The organism is Kosakonia sp. PSU_27, from assembly GCF_039409795.1.
Lineage (GTDB): Bacteria > Pseudomonadota > Gammaproteobacteria > Enterobacterales > Enterobacteriaceae > Kosakonia.
Map to the genome: position 1 here is coordinate 317,246 of NZ_JBCIVK010000001.1, position 23,004 is coordinate 340,249.

Consider the following 23,004-nt stretch of genomic DNA (forward strand, 5'->3'; position numbering starts at 1 on the left):
GGCAATGAATGCTTTTAAACTGCTGATTACATTGCATTTGACCTCTGTGGCGCTCACCGTTAGCCTGTTTGTTTTACGCTACTGGTGGCGTTGGTCGGGCGATCCGCGTATTAACGCCCGCTGGGTGCGGGTGGTGCCGCACACGGTGGATACCGTGCTGCTGCTCAGCGGCGCGGGTTTGATGTGGGTGACAGGCTATTTGCCATTTACGGTTAAAGGCGCATGGCTGACTGAAAAGCTGTTTGGCGTTATCATCTACATCGTTTTGGGTTTTATTGCGCTGGGGCGACATCGCCCGCGCAGCCAGCAAACAGGTTTTATCGCTTTCTTGCTGGGGCTGGTGGTGCTGTACATCATCATTAAACTCGCCGCCACAAAAGTACCGATACTGGGGTAAGACATGAGATCGTTAGCTGATTTCGAATTTAACAAAGCGCCGTTATGCGACGGGATGATCCTTGTTTCCGAGCTGATTCGCGATGACTTTCCTTCGCAATATGTGCAAGACGAACTGGAGCGGTTGCTCAGTCTGGCACGTGAGGAGATAGGTCAGGCAAAGCCTCAGGACTGGCAACTGGAAAAACTCGTTGAGCTGTTTTACGGCGAATGGGGTTTTAAAGATACGCGCGGCGTGTACCGTTTATCTGACGCGCTGTGGCTGGATAAAGTGCTGCAAAACCGTCAGGGTAGCGCGGTATCGCTGGGCGCGATTTTACTGTGGGTCGCCGGTCAGCTGGATATTCCCCTGACGCCGGTGATTTTCCCGACTCAGCTCATCCTGCGTGCCGAATGGCTGGATGGTGAAATGTGGCTGATCAACCCGTTTAACGGCGACACGCTGGATGAACACACGCTGGAAGTGTGGCTGAAAGGCAATATCAGCCCGGTGGCCGAGCTGTTTAACGAAGATCTCGATGAGGCCGACAACGCCGAAGTGATCCGCAAATTACTGGATACCTTGAAGTCGGCGCTGATGGAAGAGCAGCAGATGGAACTGGCGTTGCGCGCCAGTGAAGCGCTGTTGCAGTTCAATCCCGAAGATCCGTATGAAATCCGCGATCGCGGTCTGATTTATGCGCAGCTGGATTGTGACCATGTGGCGCTGAATGATTTGAACTACTTTGTAGAGCAGTGTCCTGAGGATCCGATAAGTGAAATGATCCGCGCGCAAATCAATTCGATTGCGCACAAGCAGATTACCCTGCATTAAAGATTTGTTCCGATTCACACTCGATAAGGCGATTTTATGAAACAAAAAGTGGTCAGCATTGGCGACATTAACGTCGCGAACGACCTGCCGTTTGTACTGTTTGGTGGTATGAACGTGCTGGAATCCCGCGATTTGGCAATGCGCATTTGCGAACACTACGTCACCGTGACCCAGAAACTGGGTATCCCGTACGTGTTCAAAGCCTCTTTTGATAAAGCCAACCGTTCTTCCATCAAGTCCTACCGTGGACCGGGTCTGGAAGAGGGGATGAAAATCTTCCAGGAACTGAAACAGACCTTTGGCGTGAAAGTGATCACCGACGTGCATGAAGCGTCGCAGGCGCAGCCGGTGGCTGATGTAGTGGATGTGATCCAGTTGCCTGCGTTCCTCGCGCGTCAGACCGATCTGGTTGAAGCGATGGCGAAAACGGGCGCGGTCATCAACGTGAAAAAACCGCAGTTTGTCAGCCCGGGCCAGATGGGCAATATCGTGGATAAATTCCACGAAGGCGGCAACGATAAAGTGATCCTCTGCGATCGCGGCGCGAACTTCGGCTATGACAACCTGGTGGTCGACATGCTGGGCTTCGGCGTGATGAAGAAAGTCTCCAACAACTCGCCGGTGATTTTCGATGTCACCCACGCGTTGCAGTGCCGCGACCCGTTCGGCGCGGCGTCTGGCGGTCGTCGTGCTCAGGTTACTGAACTGGCGCGTGCCGGGATGGCAACCGGTCTGGCAGGGCTGTTTATTGAAGCGCACCCGGATCCGGATAACGCAAAATGCGACGGCCCGTCCGCGCTGCCGCTGGATAAGCTGGAGCCGTTCTTAAAACAGATCAAAGCGATTGATGATCTGGTGAAAAGCTTCGACGAACTCGATACCGAGTAAGCATAAAAAACCCCGCGAGTGCGGGGTTTTTTGTTTCTGCCTGTCAGGCAAATATTGTCATCAGATAGGCTGCGAACAGCGCCAGGTGCGCCGCGCCATTAAGCACGTTGGTTCGCCCGGTAGAGAACGAGATTTGGCACAGCAGTAGCGAAGCGACCATGACAATCATTTCCGGCGCGCCCAGGCCGAACACCAGGTCATTACCGGTTAGCCACGCAATCAGCGTCACAACCGGGACGGTGAGGGAAATCGTTGCCAGTACCGAGCCAAAGAACAGGTTCATTGCGCGCTGTACCTGATTATTCAGCACCGCTTTTAACGCCCCTAATCCTTCCGGCGAGAGGATCAACAGCGCCACCAGGAAACCTGTAAATGCCACCGGCGCATTCATTTCTGTCAGCAGCGCTTCCAGCGGCGTCGCATTCATTTTCGTCACGGCAATGACCGCAACCAGATGGATAATCAGCCACAGCGTGTGCCACAGATTTCCGTGCGCGGACGGTTTGCCGTGGTGCGGATCGTCATCATCGCCTTCGTCTTCATGTTCATAGACGAACAAGCTCTGGTGCGTTTTGGTCTGGATAAGCAAAAATACGCCGTACATGGCCGCTGAGATCAACGCCACCAGCAGCGACTGACCAATTGTAAAATTGGCCTGCGGCAGTGCCATCGGAAACACCAGCACGATAATCGCCAGCGGAAACAGCGCTATCAGATACTGTTTAATGCCAAACAGATTCATATATTGCGTGGCGAACTTACGTCCGCCCAGCAGCAGCGAAAAGCCCACCAGACCGCCGGTGACAATCATGATGATGGAATAGAGCGTGTCACGCATAAGCGTTGGCGCGGCGTCGCCGGTGGCCATCAATGCGGAAATCAGGCTGACTTCGAGGATAACCACCGACAGGCTGAGGATCAGTGAACCATAGGGCTCGCCAAGCCGGTGGGCAAGCACGTCGGCATGGCGTACCACGCTAAACGCGCTGGATAAGATACCAACCAGTGCTAATAAATTAATGCCGATAACCGCTGGTAGTGACTGCGAACCTCCCCAGAAAAGCAGCACTGCCAGCGCCAGCACCGGGAAAATAAGGGATGTCTCCTTGTGGCGGGTTTTCACCGCCTCGTGCGTTGTTGTCATTATGATGCTCCATCACAGTGCAGGTGTTTGCGAATTATAGATAGAAAAAGAACGGGTCATAAAATAACAAAAATCGCTGTTTTGCTGGGCTTTTTTACGTAGTTTTACCCTCAGCGCTTCGTTTTGTTATCAACTAAATAAAATGCACGCTCTCATTTAATTTCTATTTATCTTACAGCGATATAGGTGTGACCATCTGGCAATCTGTTACTTTTTCTGGCGTGCCCGGTGTTTGTCGTCCAGGCTTACTTCTTTAAGCCAAAAGGAGCGTGAAATGCCGTATAAAGCGAAGTCCGATCTGCCAGAGAGCGTGCAACATGTCCTGCCGGCGCATGCGCAGGAAATTTATAAAGAGGCGTTTAACAGCGCCTGGGAGCAATATAAGGACAAAGACGATCGCAAAGGGGATGCCAGCCGCGAGGAGACGGCGCACCGCGTTGCCTGGGCGGCGGTAAAAAACGATTACCAGAAAGGCGACGATGACAAATGGCATAAAAAGAAGTAACGCACTGAAATAATTACTTTTCGCCATTTATAGCTCTATTCGATGGATTGACGCTATTGCCAGCGGCCTGTGAATTGCATAAGGTCGTAGTAAGCTGCGCTTAAAGCAGCATATGCCGGGAAGGCAGCAGTTGAGCAGTCGCACGGAAGCAGGCAGTGGCGGAGGTAGAAGATGGTAACGCGTGATTTTTTGCGAACAGCAGATTGCAAAACGGCATTCGGCGATATTGACGAATCGTTACTTTGGTCGGCGGAACAGCGCGCGGCATCGCTTGCGGCGACGCTGGCATCTCGGCCGGACAATGGCCCGGTGTGGATTTTTGGTTATGGTTCGCTGATGTGGAACCCGGCGCTGGAGTTTGACGAATCCTGCACCGGTACGCTGACGGGGTGGCACCGTGCGTTTTGTCTGCGCTTAACCGCTGGTCGCGGCACCGCCTGCCAGCCTGGACGCATGCTGGCGCTTAAAGAGGGCGGGCGTACCACGGGCGTGGCGTACCGTTTATCCGACGACACCCTGCATGATGAGCTGACGCTGCTGTGGAAACGCGAAATGATCACCGGCTGTTACATGCCAAGCTGGTGCAAACTGGCGCTTGATGATGGCCGCACGGTAAATGCGCTGGTGTTTATTATGGATCCGCGCCACCCGCTGTATGAATCCGATACGCGTGCGCAGACCATCGCCCCATTGATTGCCGCCGCCAGCGGCCCGCTCGGTACGAATGCGCAGTATCTTTTTTCACTGGAACAGGAGCTGATGAAGCTCGGTATGCAGGATGATTGCCTGAACGATCTGGTGGGGAAAGTGCGTTTGCTGCTGGAGGGAGAAAAACCAGGCCCGGAGATGCAGCCTGGTTTTGCCTGCTAACCGCAACCGTTAAGCGGCGACGTAGCTGATCGAGTGCTCCAGCGACTGGCTGTGGCTGTCGATCAGCACACTCCAGACGCCGCTGTATGGCACAGCCAGATAGGCGCTTGCGCGATTCTGCACACTCAGAATATCTGTTTGAGCGTTCGGCGTTCGGCTCTTCTCGCTCATCAAATGAATGTGACAATTTTCGGAACAACGAACAACTACTGTATCCCCACCAAACAACTTCAGACTTGCTTTTACCACCGCCATTTTTAACCCCGTAGTTTTTTAACAACGCGATCCGTGCGGGAAGAATCCCCGTGCGTGACTTTGTTCACAATTCACTCAGTGCATAACACCAAACGGAGGGGGTTCGAATGCTGATTTTGATCAAATAATGACGTAACGATTAAACAAAAATTACATTATTCGGCAGGGGAAGAAGACGGCGCGTAAAACCGTGGTTAAAACGCGCCGATAAAAAATTAAATGCGGAAATGACCGGCAGTTTCAGCAAGCTCCGTCGCCTGCGAGCGCAGCGCGCCTGCGGCGGCGGTCGATTCAACCACCAGTTCCGCGTTTTGCTGCACCATGCGGTCAAGATCTAGCACCGCATGGTTAATTTCCTGAATGCCTTTCATCTGCTCGCTGGTGGCGACGGAAATTTCACGCATGATCACCGACACACTGTCGATGCTGGCAACAATATCCGTCATGCTGTCGCCCGCGAGGCGGACAAAGCGCGAACCGGTCGCCACGCTTTCGGTGGTGGAGTCGATCAGCGTTTTGATCTCTTTCGCCGCTTGTGCACTGCGGCTTGCCAGATTACGCACTTCACCGGCAACCACCGCGAAACCGCGACCCTGTTCACCCGCACGGGCAGCTTCAACCGAGGCGTTGAGCGCCAGGATATTGGTCTGGAAAGCAATGCCGTCAATCACGCTGGTGATATCGCCGATTTTTGCCGAAGCCACTTCAATCGACTGCATCGTATTGATCGCTTGCGTTACTACCTGACCGCCGCGCGACGCCGCTTGCGAAGCCACATGCGCCTGATCGTTGGCCTGAGCTGCGGCGTCGGTAGACTGCGCCACCGACGCGGTGATTTGCTCGACCGCACTGGCCGTTTCGCGCAGGCTGGAGGCCGCTTGTTCGGTTCGCCCGGAGAGATCCTGGTTGCCGGCGGCAATCTGTTGCGCGGCCACTTGTACCGAATTGCTGGAATCGCGCAGTTTAATCATCACTACGGAAAGCTTGTCGCTGAAGGCGTTAAAGGCATGCGCTATTTGTGACACCTCGTCATGACCATCCACCGGTAAGCGCTGCGAGAGATCGTTGGTGCCGCTGCTGATCGCGTTCATGGCATCGCGCACCGTCAAGAGGCGTTTAAGCAGGGTGGCGACAATCCAGTGCATCAATGTACCGGCAATCAGCACCAGCACAATCAGCGACAGCGCAGAGGCTTTCAGTTGCGCGCGCAACCCGGCGGTAGAATCAGCGCTGTCAAGCGCCACCGCCAGCAGCCAGTTGGTGCCTTTGACCGGGCTTGCCAGCAGTGCTTTATCTTCGCCGGCATACACACCTTCCACCCGTTTTCCAGCCCGTAACTGTTCGAAGCTGACCCCGCCAATCGCCTCACTGAAGGGCTTCATGGTCAGTTTGTCGTTGGCGGCGGCAATTACAGAACCATCGCTTGCCAGCAACATGCCGGTGCTGTTCGGTGTTGGGCTGATACCGCGCACGTTAGCCACCACGCTATCCATCGAGACGTCGCCTGCGACCACGGCTTTTAACGTACCGTTCTCTTTGACCGGGACGGCGAACGTTACCACCAGCGCACCGGTGCTGGCGTCAACATAAGGCGCAGTGACGACAGGCGCGTCGGCTTTTACCACTTGCTGATACCACGGACGGATTGTCGGGTCGTAATCCGCCGGTACGCCGCCCGGATCGGAGAATTTCGCCGTTTTCGTGGCGTAACCGACATAAACGTTGATAAACCCACCGGCGCGTGCGATCTGCGTGAAAACCGGCACGGGATCGTCGGTTAACGCCACGCTTTGCAAAGAGGCAATCATGTTCATTTTGCTGGCGACCCAGTCGGCAATCGCAATACTGTGACTGGCGCTGGTGCTGGAGAGAATATCCTGCTGGGTTTGTTGGCTGTGCTGGCTGGTTACCTGATAGTTAATGATGGTGTTAAGCAGCAAAGCGCCGGCGAGACACCCCGCCGTTGCTGCAATAATACGGGACTTAATCGATCTGAACATAGTTATAGTACCTGCTGTGTTGTCTTAAAGGGCTATCGGCAACACAGCAGGCAAACTTGATGACGTAACGCCACCCATAAGAAAAAAATATTAAACTCGCCGCAATATTAAAACGTTAATACTTTGTCGGCCGCCAGCGTCCACTGCGCCAGCTCCACCAGCGTGCCGATCTCCACGCCGTCAATCAGCGGCAACGCGGTGATGCCGCGCCCGTCGGTGCAGGTTTTACACAGTTTCACCGGTATATTTTGCGCCGTCAGAATTTCCAGCATCTGCTGAATGTTGTAGCCCTCAGCGGGTTTTTGTCCGCGCAACCCGGCGGTTACTGCGTCGGACATCAAAAACAGCCGCAGTTCAGTGTCGCTACTCTGCTCACGCAGCGCGATGGCCAGCCGTAAGCTATTGAACAGCGACTCACTGCCGTACGCCGCGCCATTGGCGATAATCACGATCTTTTGCATCTTCACTCCTTCGATAAACAGGATTCGTGGCGCTTATGCTACTGCGCCGGCGCAACGGGCGAAAGGCAGTCACAACAATTACTGACCAAAGCGACCGATAAGCCCGGTGGCGGCAAGCGTGTGACCTTTCAGTTTTGCAAATAACTCTTCGCGCGTCAGCCCTTCGGGCAGCGTTGGTTTAAGCGACGTGGCGATCAGGGTGAAGGTGTAATGATGCGCGCCGCTACCCGGAGGCGGGCACGGGCCATGCCAGCGCAGATTCCCCGGTGTGTTCTTGCCGCCCGTATAGCCTTTGCCATCGCGCAGATCGTTTTGCGCAAAGCCTGTGCTGGACGGGGCGATGTTATAAGCCACCAGGTGCGTTACGCCCAGCCCGGTCGCGCCTTCGGGATCGTGTACCACCAGCGCGTAACTCTGCGTATTGGCAGGTGGGTTGTTCCACACCAGCGACGGCGAATAATTTTCGCCGGTACAGTTCGGGTTATTGCTGGCGTTACCGGCGAATTTTTTCTCCATTAAGGCGTTATCGGCAAATGCGGAAGATTGCAGGGTAAAAAGCTCGCTGGCGCCGGCCTGCGCGGCATAAAACAGGATCGCACTACACAAAATTTTATGCTTAGTGTTCATGTCAGCTCTCCGGTAAGGGGTGCATTAACTGTAGCTGCAGCGAAGCGCAGGGATAAGGTTTTTCCTGGTATTTTGTCTGTGGCTGTAAAGCCCTGGCAAAACCGTTAAACTTAACGGTATGAATTATCCTCTCCTTACACTTCTGATGCTGTCACTGATAAGCGGCGTCGCCAGTGCCCGGCAGAATAGCTTCGTACAGCAAGCAGAAAACCCCTTTGATAATGACGGCGATGGTTTGCCGGACCTTGGCATGGCCGCGGAAAATGGTGCGCAGGAAAAGCATTTCGCCGAGATGGCGAAAGCGTTCGGCGAAGCCAGTATGAATGATAACGGCCTGACCACCGGCGAGCAGGCGCGGCAGTTTGCTTTCGGACAACTGCGCGATGTCGTCAGTGATGAAGTGAATCAGCAAGTGGAGTCCTGGCTTTCGCCGTGGGGCAGCGCCAGCGTGGATTTCAAAGTGGATAATGAAGGCGGGTTCACCGGCAGCCACGGCGACTGGTTTGTGCCATTGCAGGATAATAATCGCTATCTCAGCTGGAGCCAGCTTGGACTGACGCAGCAGGATGCCGGGCTGGTGGGAAATGTTGGCGTCGGTCAGCGCTGGATCGCCGGCGACTGGCTGCTCGGCTACAACACCTTTTACGATAATCTGCTTGATGACAATCTTGGTCGCGCCGGGCTGGGCGCTGAGGCCTGGGGCGAGTACTTACGCTTTTCAGCAAACTACTACCAGCCGGTAAACAGCTGGGAATACCAGACCGCCACGCTGCAACAGCGTATGGCGCGGGGCTACGATGTTACGGCGCAGGCGCGATTGCCGTTTTATCAGCAGCTCAATACCAGCGTCAGCGTCGAGCAATATTTCGGCAACAGCGTTGATCTGTTTGACACCGGCACCGGCTATCACAACCCGGTGGCGGTGAAGCTGGGGGTGAATTACACGCCGGTCCCGCTGGTGACGCTGACCGCCGAACACCGGCAGGGGGAGAGTGGGGTTAGTCAGAACGATTTAGGGCTGAAAGTGAATTATCGCTTTGGTGTACCTCTGTGGAAGCAGCTCTCTGCCAGCGAGGTGGCAGAGAGCCGTTCGCTACGGGGTAGCCGCTATGACAGCCCGACGCGCAACAATGCCCCGGTTTTCGAATATCGTCAGCGTAAAACGTTATCGGTATTTCTCGCCACGCCGCCGTGGGATTTGCAGCCGGGTGAGACGGTGGCGCTGAAACTGCAAATTAACAGCACGCACGGTGTACGTTCGATAACCTGGCAGGGCGATACGCAGGCGTTAAGCCTCACGCCGCCAGCCAATGGGCGCAGCAGCGATGGCTGGACACTGATTATGCCGCGCTGGGATAGCGCAGAAGGTGCCACCAACCGCTGGACGTTGTCGGCACTGGTGGAAGACGATAAAGGGCAGCGCGTTGAATCGAACACTATCGAACTGAAGCTGACGGAGCCGGTGATCCCGCCAGCGGAAAACAGTAATACGGGCTGGATGCTGCCAGACCCGTAACCTGTCAGAAAATACGTTCCTGGTGCACCCAAACGGCGGCTTCAACGCGGGATTTCAGTTTCATTTTCTTCAGCATGTGTTTGACGTGAACTTTAACCGTGCTTTCGGTGATGTCCAGGCGGCGGGCAATCATTTTGTTCGGCAGCCCCTGGGCAATCAGCTTGAGAATATCGCGTTCGCGAGGCGTAAGCTGGGTGATATCACGGTCAGTGGTGGCACGGTTGGCGCGCAGGCTGGCGGCCAGCACCGGGGTGAGCGCTTCGCTGAGCACCATTTCGCCCGCCGCGGCTTGTTGCAGCGCTTTCAGCAGATCTTCCGGCTCCATATCTTTCAGCAGGTAGCCATCTGCGCCGCGTTTTAACGCGGTTACCACGTCTTCTTCATGGTTGGAGACGCTAAAGACAACAACGCGGCCCGACAGGGTTTTTTCCCGCAGCTTATCCAGCGTTTCCAGTCCGTTCATGCCTGGCATGTTGAGATCCAGCAAAATCAAATCCGGGTCCAGCGATTCCGCCAGTTCAATGCCTTGTTCCCCGTTGCTGGCTTCGCCGACCACGGTGATGTCGGGAGCCATGCTGATTAACTGCTTCACGCCGGTTCGCAGCATTGGATGGTCGTCGATCAGGAGGATGGTGGCCGGATCCTGATTACTCATGGGTATCTCCTTGCATGGATGAGAGAAACGTCTCTGGAATAAACGTCACGACGACCTCGGTGCCGCCGGATGCTCCGGGGCGAACCTGGCAATCGCCGCGCAGGCTTTGCGCGCGGTCACGCATAATTATCAATCCATAATGGTTCGTCCTTTCAGCATTGACCGGGATGCCGCAACCATTGTCGGTGATGCGCAATATTACCCGGTTTTCCTGCTGTTGCACTGCGACGCTGACCGCGGTTGCGCCGGAGTGTTTTAATGCATTGCTCAACGCCTCGCGGGCTATCTGTAACAGGTGAATCGCCTGATGCGCCGGGACCAGCCGGGGCGGGAGCTGGTAATCAAGACGTACCTGGAAGCCGAAACGACCGCTGTACTCCTGGCAACTGGACTCCAGCGCCGGGCGCAGCCCTGGTTCGGTTAATTGTAAACGAAACGTGGTCAGCAACTCGCGCAGCTGCGCCCATGAGGTGTTCAGCTCGTTGCGGATCTGCCCCAGCAACTGCTGGCTGTTTTCCGGCAGTGCGTCGCCCTGCATTTGCAGGCAACTCACCTGCATCTTCATGCAGGAGAGGGACTGCGCGATAGAGTCGTGTAATTCGCGGGCTATGGTGGCGCGCTCTTCCATGACCATCAACTGTTGCTGCCTGTCCTGATGGCGATCGAGTGCCAGCGTCGCGGTGAGTTGTTCCACCAGCGTGTCGACCAGTTGCTGCTGGTCATGGCTTAAATGGCGACCCGGCGGCAGCGTTGCCAGCAGCAAACCATACTGCATATGCGCATCCGCCAGTCGCCATTTCAGCGTGGTGCCAAACCCGCTGGATTCGGTGAGAATACCGTTGCGCGGACATAAATGGCAGCCTTTGTCATCGCAGCTCGCATCCGACTGGCAGGTAAAATCCTGATGATTTTCCTCATCTTCCAGATCGTACACCCGCAGCTCAATATCATGCAGCAGGGTTAAATTCTGCAAACCGTTCAACACCGGTGACAGGCGCTCGCACATCGGGATACGCGAATGCAGCCGGTGGTTAGCCTGCCATAAAAACGACAGGATCTGGTTCTTTTGCTCAAGCCCGGCGGTTTTCTCCTGTACCCGGCGTTCCAGTATCGCGTAGCTCTCGCCCAGCTCGGCCGACATGTTATTTAACGCCTCGCCAAGCGTCGCCATCTCGTTGCGCCCGCTGATGCGTGCACGCTGGGTAAAATCACGCTGGCTGACCGCACGCGCCATGCTCAGTAATTGCTGCCACGGACGGAGTAGACGCGCCCGCAGCCAGACCACGGCAAACAGCAATAACAGACCCATCACTATCGCCATGAGCCGGTGCATCACCACCACTTGTTCAATACGGTGTTCGGTGCTGCGGTCAAACGAGGTAACCAGCCGGTCGATTCGCCCAACGAAAATCGCAATAATTTCCGCTGCTTGCGATGGTTGTTGTGCCTGTTTTATCGCCGGTACGACTTCGCTGCGCCAGTAGTTTTGCAATGCAGCGAGCTGCGCTTGCTGGCCGTCGCGCTGTGCCGCCTGCGCCAGCTCCGGGCTGAATGCGGTGTACTCCATTTCGTCGAGCAAGTATTGCTCGTCTTCATGCAGTGGAATGGCGGACAACAGACGGTAGCTCTGCATACGCAGTGAACCGGCTTTGTTGATCGCATGTGCGCTGCCCTGAACGCCTTGTACCAGCCAGCCGGAGATCGCCATGCCCGTCACGCCGATGGCGGTCGACAGCAGCATCAACAACGCCAGTTGGTTAACCAGCGAGATCGGTGAAAAAAGGCGTTTTAGCATAGGTGATTAAGGCTCCTCGGCCGCGTGCGGTGCGGATGGCGCTATTGTCTGCCATCGCCTGGGGTATACCCATACCTCTAAAGGATTACCCCTTTATTGCCAGCGAGCCGACAAGAGTGGGAACAAACTGAGTAGGGAAGGTCAGAACCGTGAAAAACCACACCTTTTTTGCCGGTAAAAGGTACTCATAAATGAGCATGGCGATTTTTCACCCGTGAAATGGGCTGCTTTTCCTTTGATTTATATCAACTTAACTACCGCTATAAAAACTAAGGTGGCAGGCATCAAACCGAACAGCAGAGGTGTATATGCAGCACTCAACCATCCCGGAAAAAAGTTCGTCAGCGCGGGTTATTACCGACTGGCGTCCTGAAGATCCGGCATTCTGGCAACAGCAGGGCAATAAGATTGCGAGCCGCAACTTGTGGATCTCCGTGCCTTGTCTTCTTCTGGCTTTCTGCGTCTGGATGCTTTTTAGCGCAGTCGCCGTCAATCTCCCGAAAGTGGGTTTTCAGTTTACCACTGACCAGCTCTTTATGCTGACAGCGTTGCCATCCGTTTCCGGCGCACTGCTACGTGTCCCGTACTCCTTCATGGTGCCGGTGTTCGGTGGCCGTCGCTGGACAGCGTTCAGTACCGGGATCTTAATCATTCCATGTGTGTGGCTCGGTTTTGCCGTGCAGGATCTGAGCACGCCGTTTAGCACGTTTATCATTATCTCGCTGCTGTGTGGTTTCGCCGGCGCAAACTTTGCTTCCAGCATGGCGAACATCAGCTTCTTTTTTCCAAAACAGAAGCAGGGAGGCGCGCTCGGTATTAACGGTGGCTTTGGCAACCTCGGTGTGAGCGTGATGCAGTTGATCGCACCGCTGGCGGTCTCTTTCTCCATTTTTGCCGCCTTTGGCGGTACCGGTGTCGCACAACCTGATGGTTCGTTGTTGTACCTCGAAAACGCCGCCTGGATATGGGTACCGTTACTGGCGGTGTTTACCCTGGCAGCCTGGTTCGGTATGAATGAGCTGGCGACCTCTAAAGCCTCGCTTAGCGCGCAACTTCCGGTACTCAAACGTTCGCACCTGTGGATTATGAGCTTCCTCTATCTGGCAACGTTCGGCTCATTTATCGGCTTTTCTGCCGGTTTTGCAATGCTGTCGAAAACTCAGTTCCCGGACGTGCAGATCCTGCATTTCGCCTTCTTCGGCCCGCTGGTGGGCGCGCTGGCTCGCTCCGCAGGCGGCGCGATTTCTGACCGTCTCGGCGGGACTCGCGTAACGCTGGTGAACTTTGTGCTGATGGCGATTTTCAGCGCCTTGCTGTTCCTGACGCTGCCATCCGGCGGCTCCGGGGGCAATTTCACCGCATTCTTCTGTGTCTTCCTCGTGCTGTTCCTGACCGCCGGGCTGGGCAGTGGTTCGACATTCCAGATGATTTCGGTGATTTTCCGGAAAAAAACCATGGAACGCGTGCAACAAAGCGGTGGCACGGAAAGTGAAGCCATGCGTGAAGCCGCCACCGAGACAGCCGCGGCGCTGGGTTTTATCTCGGCAATTGGCGCGATTGGCGGTTTCTTTATTCCTAAAGCATTCGGCACTTCACTGGCGTTAACCGGCTCACCGGCAGGCGCGATGAAAGTGTTCCTTGTGTTCTATATCGCCTGCGTGGTGATCACCTGGGCGATATACGGGCGTAAAAAACAATAACACTCAGTAAATGTTGATTATCCTTGCGCGGTGAAAGCCGCGCTTTTTTTATGTCGCCATTAGTTACAACATACTTTGCGATTTTCTCAGCGGCGTGCTGCGGAAACCTCTGTGACGGACATCACTTTGCAGGTTCATCTACCCCTTAATACCCCGGAACGCGGAATTATCTGCTTGTACCGTTGCGAGTTTATATAAAGTCGTTATTTATCAATGAATTAAAAAATGAAAATCCCTAACTCTTTGTGGGTACTCCGTGTTTTTGGTGCAGAAACGAAGCTTTGGCAGCTTGATCACCATCAATTCTCTTTGTCTTTGTGGGGGTTACCTTCGCCGCAATTGCAGCAATGTCGATTTACCAAGAGAGCCTGACAGGCTCCAACAGGAGAACCCCCGATGAGTAAATTCCTGGACCGGTTTCGCTACTTCAAACAGAAAGGCGAAACCTTTGCCGATGGGCACGGCCAGCTCTTAAACACCAACCGGGACTGGGAGGATGGATACCGTAACCGCTGGCAGCACGACAAAATCGTGCGTTCTACCCATGGCGTAAACTGCACGGGCTCGTGCAGCTGGCAGATCTTCGTGAAGAACGGTCTGGTCACCTGGGAAACCCAGCAGACTGACTACCCGCGCACCCGTCCGGATATGCCGAACCACGAACCGCGTGGCTGCCCGCGTGGCGCCAGCTACTCCTGGTACCTCTACAGTGCGAACCGCCTGAAATACCCCCTGATGCGTAAACGCCTGATCAAACTGTGGCGTGAAGCGAAAGCGCAGCACAGCGATCCGGTTAATGCCTGGGCTTCCATCATCGAAGATGCGGAAAAAGCGAAGAGCTTTAAACAGGCGCGTGGTCGCGGCGGTTTTGTGCGCTCCTCCTGGCAGGAAGTGAATGAACTGATTGCTGCTTCGAACGTTTATACCGTGAAAACGTACGGCCCGGACCGTGTCGCAGGCTTCTCGCCGATCCCGGCGATGTCGATGGTCTCTTACGCTTCTGGCGCGCGTTATCTCTCCCTGCTAGGCGGCACCTGCCTGAGTTTCTACGACTGGTATTGCGACTTACCGCCAGCCTCTCCGCAAACCTGGGGCGAGCAGACCGACGTGCCGGAATCCGCCGACTGGTACAACTCCAGCTACATCATCGCCTGGGGCTCTAACGTTCCGCAGACCCGTACGCCGGACGCGCACTTCTTTACCGAAGTACGTTACAAAGGCACCAAAACCGTTGCGGTAACGCCGGACTACGCCGAAATCGCCAAACTGTGTGATTTGTGGCTGGCGCCGAAGCAGGGCACCGATGCGGCAATGGCGCTGGCGATGGGCCACGTTATGCTGCGTGAATTCCACCTCGATAAACCGAGCCAGTACTTCACCGATTATGTTCGCCGTTATACCGACATGCCGATGCTGGTGATGCTCGAAGAGCGCGACGGTTACTATGCGGCAGGCCGCATGCTGCGCGCCGCCGATCTGGTGGATGCGCTGGGCCAAGAAAATAATCCGGAGTGGAAAACCGTTGCCCTCGATAGCGAAGGCAACCTGACCGCGCCGAATGGCTCCATCGGTTTCCGCTGGGGTGAAAAAGGTAAGTGGAACCTTGAGCAGCGCGACGGCAACAGCGGTGCGGATGTTGAGCTGAATCTCAGCCTGCTGGGCAAACACGACGATATCGCGCAGGTCGGCTTCCCGTACTTCGGTGGCGACAATACCGAGCATTTCGCTGGCGTTGAACTTGATAATATCCTGATGCACAAACTGCCGGTTAAACGCCTGCAATTAGCTGACGGTTCCACCGCGCTGGTGACCACGGTTTACGACCTGACCATGGCGAACTACGGCCTGGATCGCGGTCTGGGTGATGAAAACTGCGCAACCCGTTATGACGAAGTCAAAGCTTACACACCGGCCTGGGCTGAGAAAGTCACCGGAGTTTCACAGGCGCAAATTATCCGCATCGCCCGTGAATTTGCCGATAACGCCGATAAAACGCATGGCCGCTCGATGGTTATCATCGGTGCCGGGATGAACCACTGGTATCACCTCGATATGAACTACCGTGGGATCATCAACATGCTGGTCTTCTGCGGTTGCGTGGGACAGAGCGGCGGCGGCTGGGCGCACTATGTTGGCCAGGAAAAACTGCGTCCGCAAACCGGCTGGCAGCCGCTGGCATTTGCCCTCGACTGGCAGCGTCCGGCGCGTCACATGAACAGCACCTCCTACTTCTATAACCACTCCAGCCAGTGGCGTTACGAAACAGTAACTGCGCAGGAATTCCTGTCGCCGTTAGCGGATAAATCACGCTATACCGGCCATCTGATTGACTTTAACGTGCGCGCTGAACGTATGGGCTGGCTGCCGTCCGCGCCGCAACTGGGCACCAACCCGCTGCGTATCGCCGCTGAAGCGGAAAAAGCGGGCATGAGCGCGGTCGATTACACCGTTAAATCGCTGAAAGACGGTTCGCTGCGTTTCGCAGCGGAACAGCCGGAAAACGGCAAAAACCACCCGCGTAACCTGTTTATCTGGCGTTCCAACCTGCTGGGTTCTTCCGGTAAGGGCCACGAGTTTATGCTCAAGTACTTGCTGGGCACCGAACACGGTATTCAGGGCAAAGATCTCGGCAAACAGGGCGGTGTGAAACCGGAAGAGGTGGAATGGCATGACAACGGTCTCGACGGCAAACTGGATCTGGTGGTGACTCTCGACTTCCGCCTGTCCAGCACCTGTCTCTACTCGGATATTGTGCTGCCAACCGCTACCTGGTACGAAAAAGACGACATGAATACCTCGGATATGCATCCGTTTATTCATCCGCTTTCTGCCGCTGTTGACCCTGCATGGGAATCGAAAAGCGACTGGGAAATCTATAAAGGTATCGCCAAATCCTTCTCTGCGCTGTGCGTTGGACATTTAGGCAAAGAGACCGATGTCGTGACGCTGCCAATTCAGCATGACTCCGCCGCTGAACTGGCGCAGCCGCTGGGTGTGAAAGACTGGAAGAAGGGCGAGTGTGACCTGATCCCGGGCAAAACCGCGCCGCATATTATTCCGGTGGAACGCGACTATCCGGCAACCTACGAGCGCTTTACCTCCATCGGCCCGCTGATGGAAAAAATCGGCAACGGTGGTAAAGGCATCGCCTGGAATACCCAAAGCGAAATGGATCTGCTGCGTAAGCTGAACTACACCAAAGCGGACGGCCCGGCGAAAGGGCAGCCGATGCTCAATACCGCCATTGATGCCGCAGAGATGATCCTCACGCTGGCCCCGGAAACCAACGGCCATGTGGCGGTGAAAGCCTGGGCGGCGCTGAGTGAATTTACCGGCCGCGACCATACGCATCTGGCCACGAATAAAGAGGAAGAGAAAATTCGCTTCCGCGATATTCAGGCGCAGCCGCGCAAAATCATCTCCAGCCCCACCTGGTCTGGCCTTGAAGATGAGCACGTTTCCTACAACGCCGGTTACACCAACGTCCATGAGCTGATTCCGTGGCGCACGCTCTCCGGTCGCCAGCAGTTGTATCAGGATCATCAATGGATGCGTGACTTCGGCGAAAGCCTGCTGGTTTACCGTCCGCCGATTGATACCCATTCGGTGAAAGAAGTGATGGGTACGAAATCTAACGGTAACCCGGAAAAAGCGCTGAACTTCCTGACGCCGCACCAGAAATGGGGTATCCACTCCACCTACAGCGACAACCTGCTGATGCTGACGCTGGGGCGCGGTGGTCCGGTGGTGTGGATGAGCGATAAAGATGCCAAAGAGATCGGCATTGAGGATAACGACTGGATCGAAGTCTTTAACGCCAACGGTGCCTTGACGGCTCGTGCGGTTGTCAGCCAGCGTGTGCCGGCCGGTATGACCATGATGTATCACGCGCAGGAACGTATTGTGAACCTGCCGGGGTCAGAAATTACCGGGCAGCGCGGCGGGATCCACAACTCCGTTACCCGTATTACCCCGAAACCGACCCATATGATCGGCGGCTACGCCCAACTGGCGTATGGCTTTAACTACTACGGCACGGTCGGTTCAAACCGCGATGAGTTCGTGGTGGTGCGTAAGATGAAGAACATTAACTGGTTGGATGGCGAAGGCAATGACCAGGTACAGGAGAGCGCAAAATGAAAATTCGTTCACAAGTCGGCATGGTGCTGAATCTCGATAAGTGCATCGGCTGTCATACCTGTTCAGTGACCTGTAAAAACGTCTGGACCAGCCGGGAAGGGATGGAGTACGCGTGGTTCAACAACGTGGAAACCAAACCGGGCACCGGTTTCCCGACCGACTGGGAAAACCAGGAAAAATGGAAGGGCGGTTGGATCCGCAAAATCAACGGCAAACTGCAACCGCGTATGGGTAACCGTCCGATGTTGCTGGGTAAAATTTTCGCTAACCCGCACATGCCGGAAATTGATGATTACTACGAGCCGTTTGATTTTGACTACCAGCGCCTGCATAACGCGCCGGAAGGCAAACATCAGCCGATTGCCCGCCCGCGTTCGGTAATAACCGGTCAGCGGATGGACAAAATCACCGCAGGCCCGAACTGGGAAGATGATTTGGGCGGTGAGTTCGACAAGTTGAGCCGCGATCAGAACTTCGAGAACATGCAGAAGGCGATGTACGGCCAGTTTGAAAACACCTTCATGATGTATCTGCCGCGCCTGTGCGAACACTGCCTGAACCCGGCCTGTGTCGCGACCTGCCCGAGCGGTGCTATCTACAAGCGTGAAGAAGACGGCATTGTGCTGATCGATCAGGATAAATGCCGCGGCTGGCGCATGTGCGTGACCGGCTGCCCGTACAAAAAAATCTACTTCAACTGGAAGAGTGGCAAATCCGAGAAGTGCATTTTCTGCTACCCGCGCATTGAAGCGGGCATGCCGACAGTCTGCGCGGAAACCTGTGTGGGCCGTATTCGTTACCTCGGCGTTCTGCTGTACGACGCCGACGCGATTGAAAATGCCGCCAGCACCGAGAGTGAAAAAGATCTCTACCAGCGTCAACTGGATGTGTTCCTCGATCCAAACGACCCGGCGGTGATTGCTCAGGCGCTGGAAGATGGCGTGCCGCAGAGCGTGATTGACGCGGCGCAGAAATCGCCGGTTTACAAAATGGCGATGGACTGGAAACTGGCGCTGCCGCTGCATCCGGAATATCGCACGTTGCCGATGGTCTGGTACGTGCCGCCTTTGTCACCGATCCAGTCTGCTGCGGATGCGGGCGAACTGGGCAGCAACGGCATTCTGCCGGATGTGGAAAGCCTGCGCATTCCGGTGCAGTACCTGGCAAACCTGCTGACCGCTGGCGACACCGGTCCGGTTCTGCTGGCGCTGAAACGTATGCTGGCAATGCGCCATTTCAAACGTGCGGAAACTGTGGATGGTGTGGAAGATACCCGCGCGCTGGAAGAAGTTGGCCTGACAACCGCCCAGGCGCAGGAGATGTACCGTTACCTCGCGATTGCTAACTATGAAGATCGTTTCGTGGTGCCGTCGAGCCACCGTGAGCTGGCGCGTGAAGCCTTCCCGGAGAAAAACGGTTGCGGCTTTAGCTTCGGCGATGGTTGCCACGGTTCGGATACCAAATTCAACCTGTTCAACAGCCGTCGCATTGACGCGGTGGATGTCACAGTGAAAACGGAGCCGCACCCATGATTGAACTGGTGGTTATTTCCCGTTTGCTCGAGTACCCGGATGCTGCCCTATGGCAGCATCAGCAGGAAGTTTTCGATGCGCTGGCGTCGGGTGAAAACCTGACAAAAGCCGACGCCCAGAGGGTTGGCGTCTTCCTGCGGGATCTGACGTCTCAGGATCTGCTGGACGCCCAGGCGAATTACAGCGAATTGTTCGATCGTGGCCGCGCAACCTCGCTGCTGCTGTTCGAACACGTCCACGGTGAATCCCGCGATCGCGGCCAGGCGATGGTCGATCTGCTGGCGCAGTATGAGCGCCACGGCCTGCAACTGGATAGCCGTGAATTGCCGGACCATCTGCCGCTCTATCTGGAATATCTGGCACAGCTGCCCCGGTCTGAGGCTATCGGTGGTTTGCAGGATATCGCGCCGATCCTCGCGCTGTTAAAAGCGCGTTTAGCGCAGCGCGAAAGCCATTATGCAACGCTGTTCGACGCGCTGTTATCGCTGGCGAATACGCAGGTGGATAGCGCGCAGGTCGCGGAAAAAATTGCCGGTGAAGCCCGCGATGATACGCCGCAGGCGCTGGATGCTGTGTGGGAAGAAGAGCAGGTGAAATTCTTCGCCGAACAGGGCTGCGGTGATGCCGACATCACTGCGCATCAGCGTCGTTTTGCCGGTGCCGTTGCGCCGCAATATCTGAATATCACAACAGGAGGAGAGCGCTAATGCACTTCCTTAATATGTTCTTCTTTGACATCTATCCGTATATTGCCGGCGCCGTTTTTCTGCTCGGCAGTTGGCTGCGCTACGACTATGGTCAGTACAGCTGGCGGGCGGGCTCCAGCCAGATGCTGGATCGTAAAGGGATGACGCTGGCGTCGAACCTATTCCATATCGGTATTCTGGGGATCTTTGCCGGTCACTTCCTCGGTATGTTAACACCGCACTGGATGTATGAATCCTTCCTGCCGATTGAAGTGAAACAGAAGATGGCGATGATTGGCGGTGGTGCCAGCGGCGTGTTGTGCCTGGTGGGTGGTTTGCTGCTGCTGAAACGCCGTTTATTCAACCCGCGTATTCGTGCGACCTCAACCACGGCGGATATCCTGATCATGTCGCTGTTGATGGTGCAGTGTGCACTGGGTCTGCTGACCATTCCGTTCTCTGCCCGGCATATGGATGGCAGCGAAATGATGAAGCTGGTTGGCTGGGCACAGTCGGTTGTGACCTTCCATGTTGGCGCTTCCGCGCATCTTGAGGGTGTGGCGTTTATTTACCGCGTGCACCTGGTGCTGGGCATGACGCTGTTTGTGCTGTTTCCGTTCTCCCGCCTGGTGCATATCTGGAGCGCGCCGGTAGAGTACCTGACACGCAAATACCAGATTGTTCGCGCCCGTCGCTAATCAGAAAAAGCCCCGCAACGCGGGGCTTTTTTTACTGTCGCGTTGGCATTATCGCGGGCGCGCTTTTTCGCTCGCCCCAGCCAAGGTTATTGCCTGCGGCAGCCAGCAGAATTAACACGCCACCCGCCATTTGCACCGCGCTTAATGTATGCCCGAACAGCGCGTTATCCACCACAATCGCCACCAGCGGATAGATAAACGACAGCGAGCCAATCAGCGGGGTGGGTAGCTTTTGTATCGCGCTATACAACAACTGGTACATCACGCCGGTATGCACAATGCCGAGCGTTAACAAAACACCCCATGGGAATGTCCCGCCGGCCGCATGCAGATGCACCAGCGGTAATAACATCACCGTGCCGGTTAATACCTGAATCAGGGCGATATGCTGTGGCGGAAGTTGCTTCAGGTGGCGGGCGATTAACGCGGTGACGGCATAGAAAAAGGCAGCACCCAGCGCCATGGCAATGCCGAGAAGCCACTGGGTGTTCGGGTGATGCAATTCACTGAGTAACAAGAGGACAACGCCGGAAAACGCCAGCAGCAGCCATCCCCACTTCGTAAGCGTAACGCGCTCGCCGAGCAACATACTCATCAGCACTAACATAAAAGGCTGGGTGTTGTAGACCACGGTTGCCAGCCCCATTGAAATGCGGCTGTAAGCGGCGAACAGCAGCAGCCAGTTAATCACCAGCGCGATACCGCCCGCTATCGCCAGCAGTAACACCGGGAACGCAAGGCGCGCGAACGGCTGGCGGCCAAAGCGGATAAAAAGAAATAGCGCGCCTGCGCCAATCAGGCAGCGCCAGAACACAACATCAATCACCGGCAGACCGCTAAGCAGCACAAATGCGCCAATCGACCCGGAAATCAGCATCGCCAGGCTCATCTGCCAGGTGCCATTAGGGATAGTTTTCATTTTTTCATCTCCTGAACGTTGTTGGCATATTGTGAAAAAACGGCGGCCAGCTTTATATGGTTGTTGTAAGGTGTATGACGGCCAATTCCTTTAAAAATTAGGTGAAGATAATGGATTACCTTATTGACGATATCGACAGAGCGATTCTGGCCTCTCTGGCCGAGGATGCCCGCCAGTCACTGAAGGTGTTAAGTGCGAGAGTGGGGCTGACGTCGCCCAGCACGGCAGAGCGCGTGAAACGGCTGGAAGAGCGCGGCGTAATTGAAGGCTACGGCGCGCGCGTAAACCTGGCCGCGCTGGATTACCGCTTGCAGGCGTTGGTGCGTGTTCGCCCGATGCCAGGCATGTTGCAGAAGGTGGATAAAATGCTCCAGGCGCTGCCGGAGTGCATCGAATGCGACAAAGTGACGGGGGAAGACTGTTTTGTTATGCGGCTGGTGGTGCGCTCGATTGAGCAACTGGATACGTTACTGGATGGCATTGCCGAATATGCGCAGTGTAATACGTCGATAGTGAAAAGCTCGCCGGTTAAACGGCGGTTACCGCCGCTGTAAGGCCCGGCTGCCAGACGCGCGTCAGGTTTCCCGGTGCGGCAACGTTCTCTTGCCTACGCTCGGGTCGAACCCTGGTCGAAAGTCATCGTCCTTCCCCGAACAGAGAATGTGAGGAATCGGAGTAAATAGTAAGACTGGATATTTATTTAAGGATGGTGGTGGGGGAAGGATGACTCGTCGCTTGCGCTCCTCGCCCTTCGGGCCGTTGCCTGCGGCAACGTTCTCTCGCCTTCGCTCGGGTCGAACCTTAATCGAAGGTTCTCGTCCTTCCCCGAACGGAGAATGTGAGGAATCGGAGTAAATAGTAAGACTGGAAGTTTATTTTAGGATGGTGGTGGGGGAAGGATTCGAACCTTCGAAGTCGATGACGGCAGATTTACAGTCTGCTCCCTTTGGCCGCTCGGGAACCCCACCAGGGGAAAATCAAATTGTCGATGCAGGATGTAGATGGTGGTGGGGGAAGGATTCGAACCTTCGAAGTCGATGACGGCAGATTTACAGTCTGCTCCCTTTGGCCGCTCGGGAACCCCACCACGGGGCTACTACATTGTTGTGATGTTGCAAAAGGGAAGGATTATTCGGAGCTAACGCTCCTCACCCTTCGGGCCGTTGCCTCTGGCAACGTTCTCTCGCTGGCACTCGAGTCGAACCTTCGAAGTCGATGACGGCAGATTTGCAGTCAGCTACCTTATGCTCGTTCGGGAACCCCACCACGGGGTAAAGCTATTTCTTACTGGCCTGCTTCCATCTCGGGAAGCGCGGCGCATCATATCAAATGACGCGCCACTGTAAAGCGTTGAAACGAGAAAAATGAATCAGTTGTCTGCTTTTTGCCCGTAACGCTGCAAA

General features: G+C 55.4%; 20 protein-coding genes, 2 tRNA genes and 2 other RNA genes. 12 read left to right on the top strand and 12 right to left on the bottom strand.

Features of this window, described 5'->3' with window-relative positions:
• The first annotated feature begins 4 nt into the window (after positions 1-4).
• The 3 genes from sirB2 to kdsA are packed head-to-tail and all read left to right on the top strand — an operon-like array spanning position 5 to position 2,098.
• Positions 5-397: an invasion regulator SirB2 gene (gene sirB2, locus AAIG26_RS01505; RefSeq protein WP_016495809.1), complete on the top strand. Its 393-nt coding sequence runs from the start codon at positions 5-7 to the stop codon at positions 395-397.
• A gap of 3 nt (positions 398-400) precedes the next feature.
• Positions 401-1,210: an invasion regulator SirB1 gene (gene sirB1 / locus AAIG26_RS01510; protein WP_016495810.1), complete on the top strand. Its 810-nt coding sequence runs from the start codon at positions 401-403 to the stop codon at positions 1,208-1,210.
• Positions 1,211-1,246: 36 nt separating this feature from the next.
• Complete coding sequence (gene kdsA / locus AAIG26_RS01515) at positions 1,247-2,098, top strand: 3-deoxy-8-phosphooctulonate synthase (protein WP_016495811.1); 852 nt, start codon at positions 1,247-1,249, stop codon at positions 2,096-2,098.
• A 43-nt stretch (positions 2,099-2,141) separates the two neighbouring features.
• Here the strand turns inward: kdsA and chaA are convergent, their stop codons facing one another.
• The gene (gene chaA / locus AAIG26_RS01520) at positions 2,142-3,242 is read right to left on the bottom strand and encodes a sodium-potassium/proton antiporter ChaA (RefSeq protein ID WP_016495812.1); all 1,101 of its coding nucleotides are present in this window, start codon (positions 3,240-3,242) and stop codon (positions 2,142-2,144) included.
• Positions 3,243-3,516: 274 nt separating this feature from the next.
• On the opposite strand from chaA, the gene chaB reads away from it, so the two are divergent.
• Both chaB and AAIG26_RS01530 read left to right on the top strand, forming a co-directional pair.
• On the top strand, positions 3,517-3,747 hold the full coding sequence (chaB, locus tag AAIG26_RS01525; protein ID WP_016495813.1) for a putative cation transport regulator ChaB: 231 nt from the start codon (positions 3,517-3,519) through the stop codon (positions 3,745-3,747).
• Positions 3,748-3,918: 171 nt separating this feature from the next.
• Positions 3,919-4,617 carry a gamma-glutamylcyclotransferase gene (locus AAIG26_RS01530; protein WP_343179464.1) on the top strand — a complete coding sequence of 233 codons (699 nt, stop codon included), beginning with the start codon at positions 3,919-3,921 and terminating at the stop codon, positions 4,615-4,617.
• A gap of 9 nt (positions 4,618-4,626) precedes the next feature.
• Here the strand turns inward: AAIG26_RS01530 and AAIG26_RS01535 are convergent, their stop codons facing one another.
• The 4 genes from AAIG26_RS01535 to AAIG26_RS01550 form a co-directional block, all read right to left on the bottom strand.
• Positions 4,627-4,872, bottom strand: coding sequence for a hypothetical protein (locus tag AAIG26_RS01535; RefSeq protein WP_343179465.1), 246 nt, complete (start codon positions 4,870-4,872; stop codon positions 4,627-4,629).
• A gap of 215 nt (positions 4,873-5,087) precedes the next feature.
• Positions 5,088-6,872 (bottom strand): methyl-accepting chemotaxis protein, encoded by a 1,785-nt coding sequence (locus tag AAIG26_RS01540; protein ID WP_045513506.1) that lies wholly within the window; start codon positions 6,870-6,872, stop codon positions 5,088-5,090.
• 107 nt (positions 6,873-6,979) lie between these two features.
• Complete coding sequence (locus tag AAIG26_RS01545) at positions 6,980-7,333, bottom strand: DsrE/DsrF/TusD sulfur relay family protein (RefSeq protein WP_269231098.1); 354 nt, start codon at positions 7,331-7,333, stop codon at positions 6,980-6,982.
• A gap of 78 nt (positions 7,334-7,411) precedes the next feature.
• Entirely contained in the window at positions 7,412-7,960 is a 549-nt protein-coding gene (locus tag AAIG26_RS01550) for a YbhB/YbcL family Raf kinase inhibitor-like protein (RefSeq protein WP_016495818.1), read from the bottom strand.
• Between the two features lie 145 nt (positions 7,961-8,105).
• On the opposite strand from AAIG26_RS01550, the gene AAIG26_RS01555 reads away from it, so the two are divergent.
• The gene (locus tag AAIG26_RS01555; protein WP_343180303.1) at positions 8,106-9,476 is read left to right on the top strand and encodes a YchO/YchP family invasin; all 1,371 of its coding nucleotides are present in this window, start codon (positions 8,106-8,108) and stop codon (positions 9,474-9,476) included.
• A 4-nt stretch (positions 9,477-9,480) separates the two neighbouring features.
• Here the strand turns inward: AAIG26_RS01555 and narL are convergent, their stop codons facing one another.
• Complete coding sequence (gene narL / locus AAIG26_RS01560) at positions 9,481-10,131, bottom strand: two-component system response regulator NarL (RefSeq protein WP_016495820.1); 651 nt, start codon at positions 10,129-10,131, stop codon at positions 9,481-9,483.
• Positions 10,124-11,926, bottom strand: a complete 1,803-nt coding sequence (gene narX / locus AAIG26_RS01565; protein ID WP_016495821.1) for a nitrate/nitrite two-component system sensor histidine kinase NarX — start codon at positions 11,924-11,926, stop codon at positions 10,124-10,126. Before narX ends, narL begins: the two co-directional genes overlap by 8 nt.
• A 308-nt stretch (positions 11,927-12,234) precedes the next feature.
• Between narX and AAIG26_RS01570 the strand changes: the two genes are divergently transcribed.
• From AAIG26_RS01570 to narI, 5 genes are all read left to right on the top strand, one after another.
• Positions 12,235-13,626, top strand: a complete 1,392-nt coding sequence (locus tag AAIG26_RS01570; RefSeq protein ID WP_343179466.1) for a NarK family nitrate/nitrite MFS transporter — start codon at positions 12,235-12,237, stop codon at positions 13,624-13,626.
• Between the two features lie 396 nt (positions 13,627-14,022).
• Positions 14,023-17,766, top strand: coding sequence for a nitrate reductase subunit alpha (locus AAIG26_RS01575; protein ID WP_016495824.1), 3,744 nt, complete (start codon positions 14,023-14,025; stop codon positions 17,764-17,766).
• Positions 17,763-19,298, top strand: a complete 1,536-nt coding sequence (gene narH / locus AAIG26_RS01580) for a nitrate reductase subunit beta (protein ID WP_045513502.1) — start codon at positions 17,763-17,765, stop codon at positions 19,296-19,298. The genes AAIG26_RS01575 and narH overlap by 4 nt, the downstream gene beginning before the upstream one ends.
• A complete protein-coding gene (narJ, locus tag AAIG26_RS01585) occupies positions 19,295-20,005 on the top strand; it encodes a nitrate reductase molybdenum cofactor assembly chaperone (protein WP_160270023.1) in 711 nt (236 codons plus the stop codon). Before narH ends, narJ begins: the two co-directional genes overlap by 4 nt.
• Positions 20,005-20,682, top strand: coding sequence for a respiratory nitrate reductase subunit gamma (gene narI / locus AAIG26_RS01590; protein ID WP_343179467.1), 678 nt, complete (start codon positions 20,005-20,007; stop codon positions 20,680-20,682). The genes narJ and narI overlap by 1 nt, the downstream gene beginning before the upstream one ends.
• A 31-nt stretch (positions 20,683-20,713) precedes the next feature.
• On the opposite strand, the gene AAIG26_RS01595 is transcribed toward narI, so the two are convergent.
• Positions 20,714-21,601: a DMT family transporter gene (locus AAIG26_RS01595; protein WP_343179468.1), complete on the bottom strand. Its 888-nt coding sequence runs from the start codon at positions 21,599-21,601 to the stop codon at positions 20,714-20,716.
• Positions 21,602-21,711: 110 nt separating this feature from the next.
• Here AAIG26_RS01595 and AAIG26_RS01600 point away from each other — a divergent pair, with 110 nt between their 5' ends.
• Positions 21,712-22,155, top strand: a complete 444-nt coding sequence (locus AAIG26_RS01600) for an Lrp/AsnC family transcriptional regulator (protein WP_044489636.1) — start codon at positions 21,712-21,714, stop codon at positions 22,153-22,155.
• Positions 22,156-22,308: 153 nt separating this feature from the next.
• On the opposite strand, the gene AAIG26_RS01605 is transcribed toward AAIG26_RS01600, so the two are convergent.
• From AAIG26_RS01605 to AAIG26_RS01620, 4 genes are all read right to left on the bottom strand, one after another.
• A non-coding RNA gene (locus AAIG26_RS01605) (RtT sRNA) lies at positions 22,309-22,441 on the bottom strand.
• Positions 22,442-22,484: 43 nt separating this feature from the next.
• Positions 22,485-22,569: transfer RNA gene (locus AAIG26_RS01610), tRNA-Tyr, on the bottom strand.
• A gap of 34 nt (positions 22,570-22,603) precedes the next feature.
• Positions 22,604-22,688: transfer RNA gene (locus AAIG26_RS01615), tRNA-Tyr, on the bottom strand.
• A 26-nt stretch (positions 22,689-22,714) separates the two neighbouring features.
• A non-coding RNA gene (locus AAIG26_RS01620) (RtT sRNA) lies at positions 22,715-22,856 on the bottom strand.
• Between the last annotated feature and the right edge of the window lie 148 nt (positions 22,857-23,004).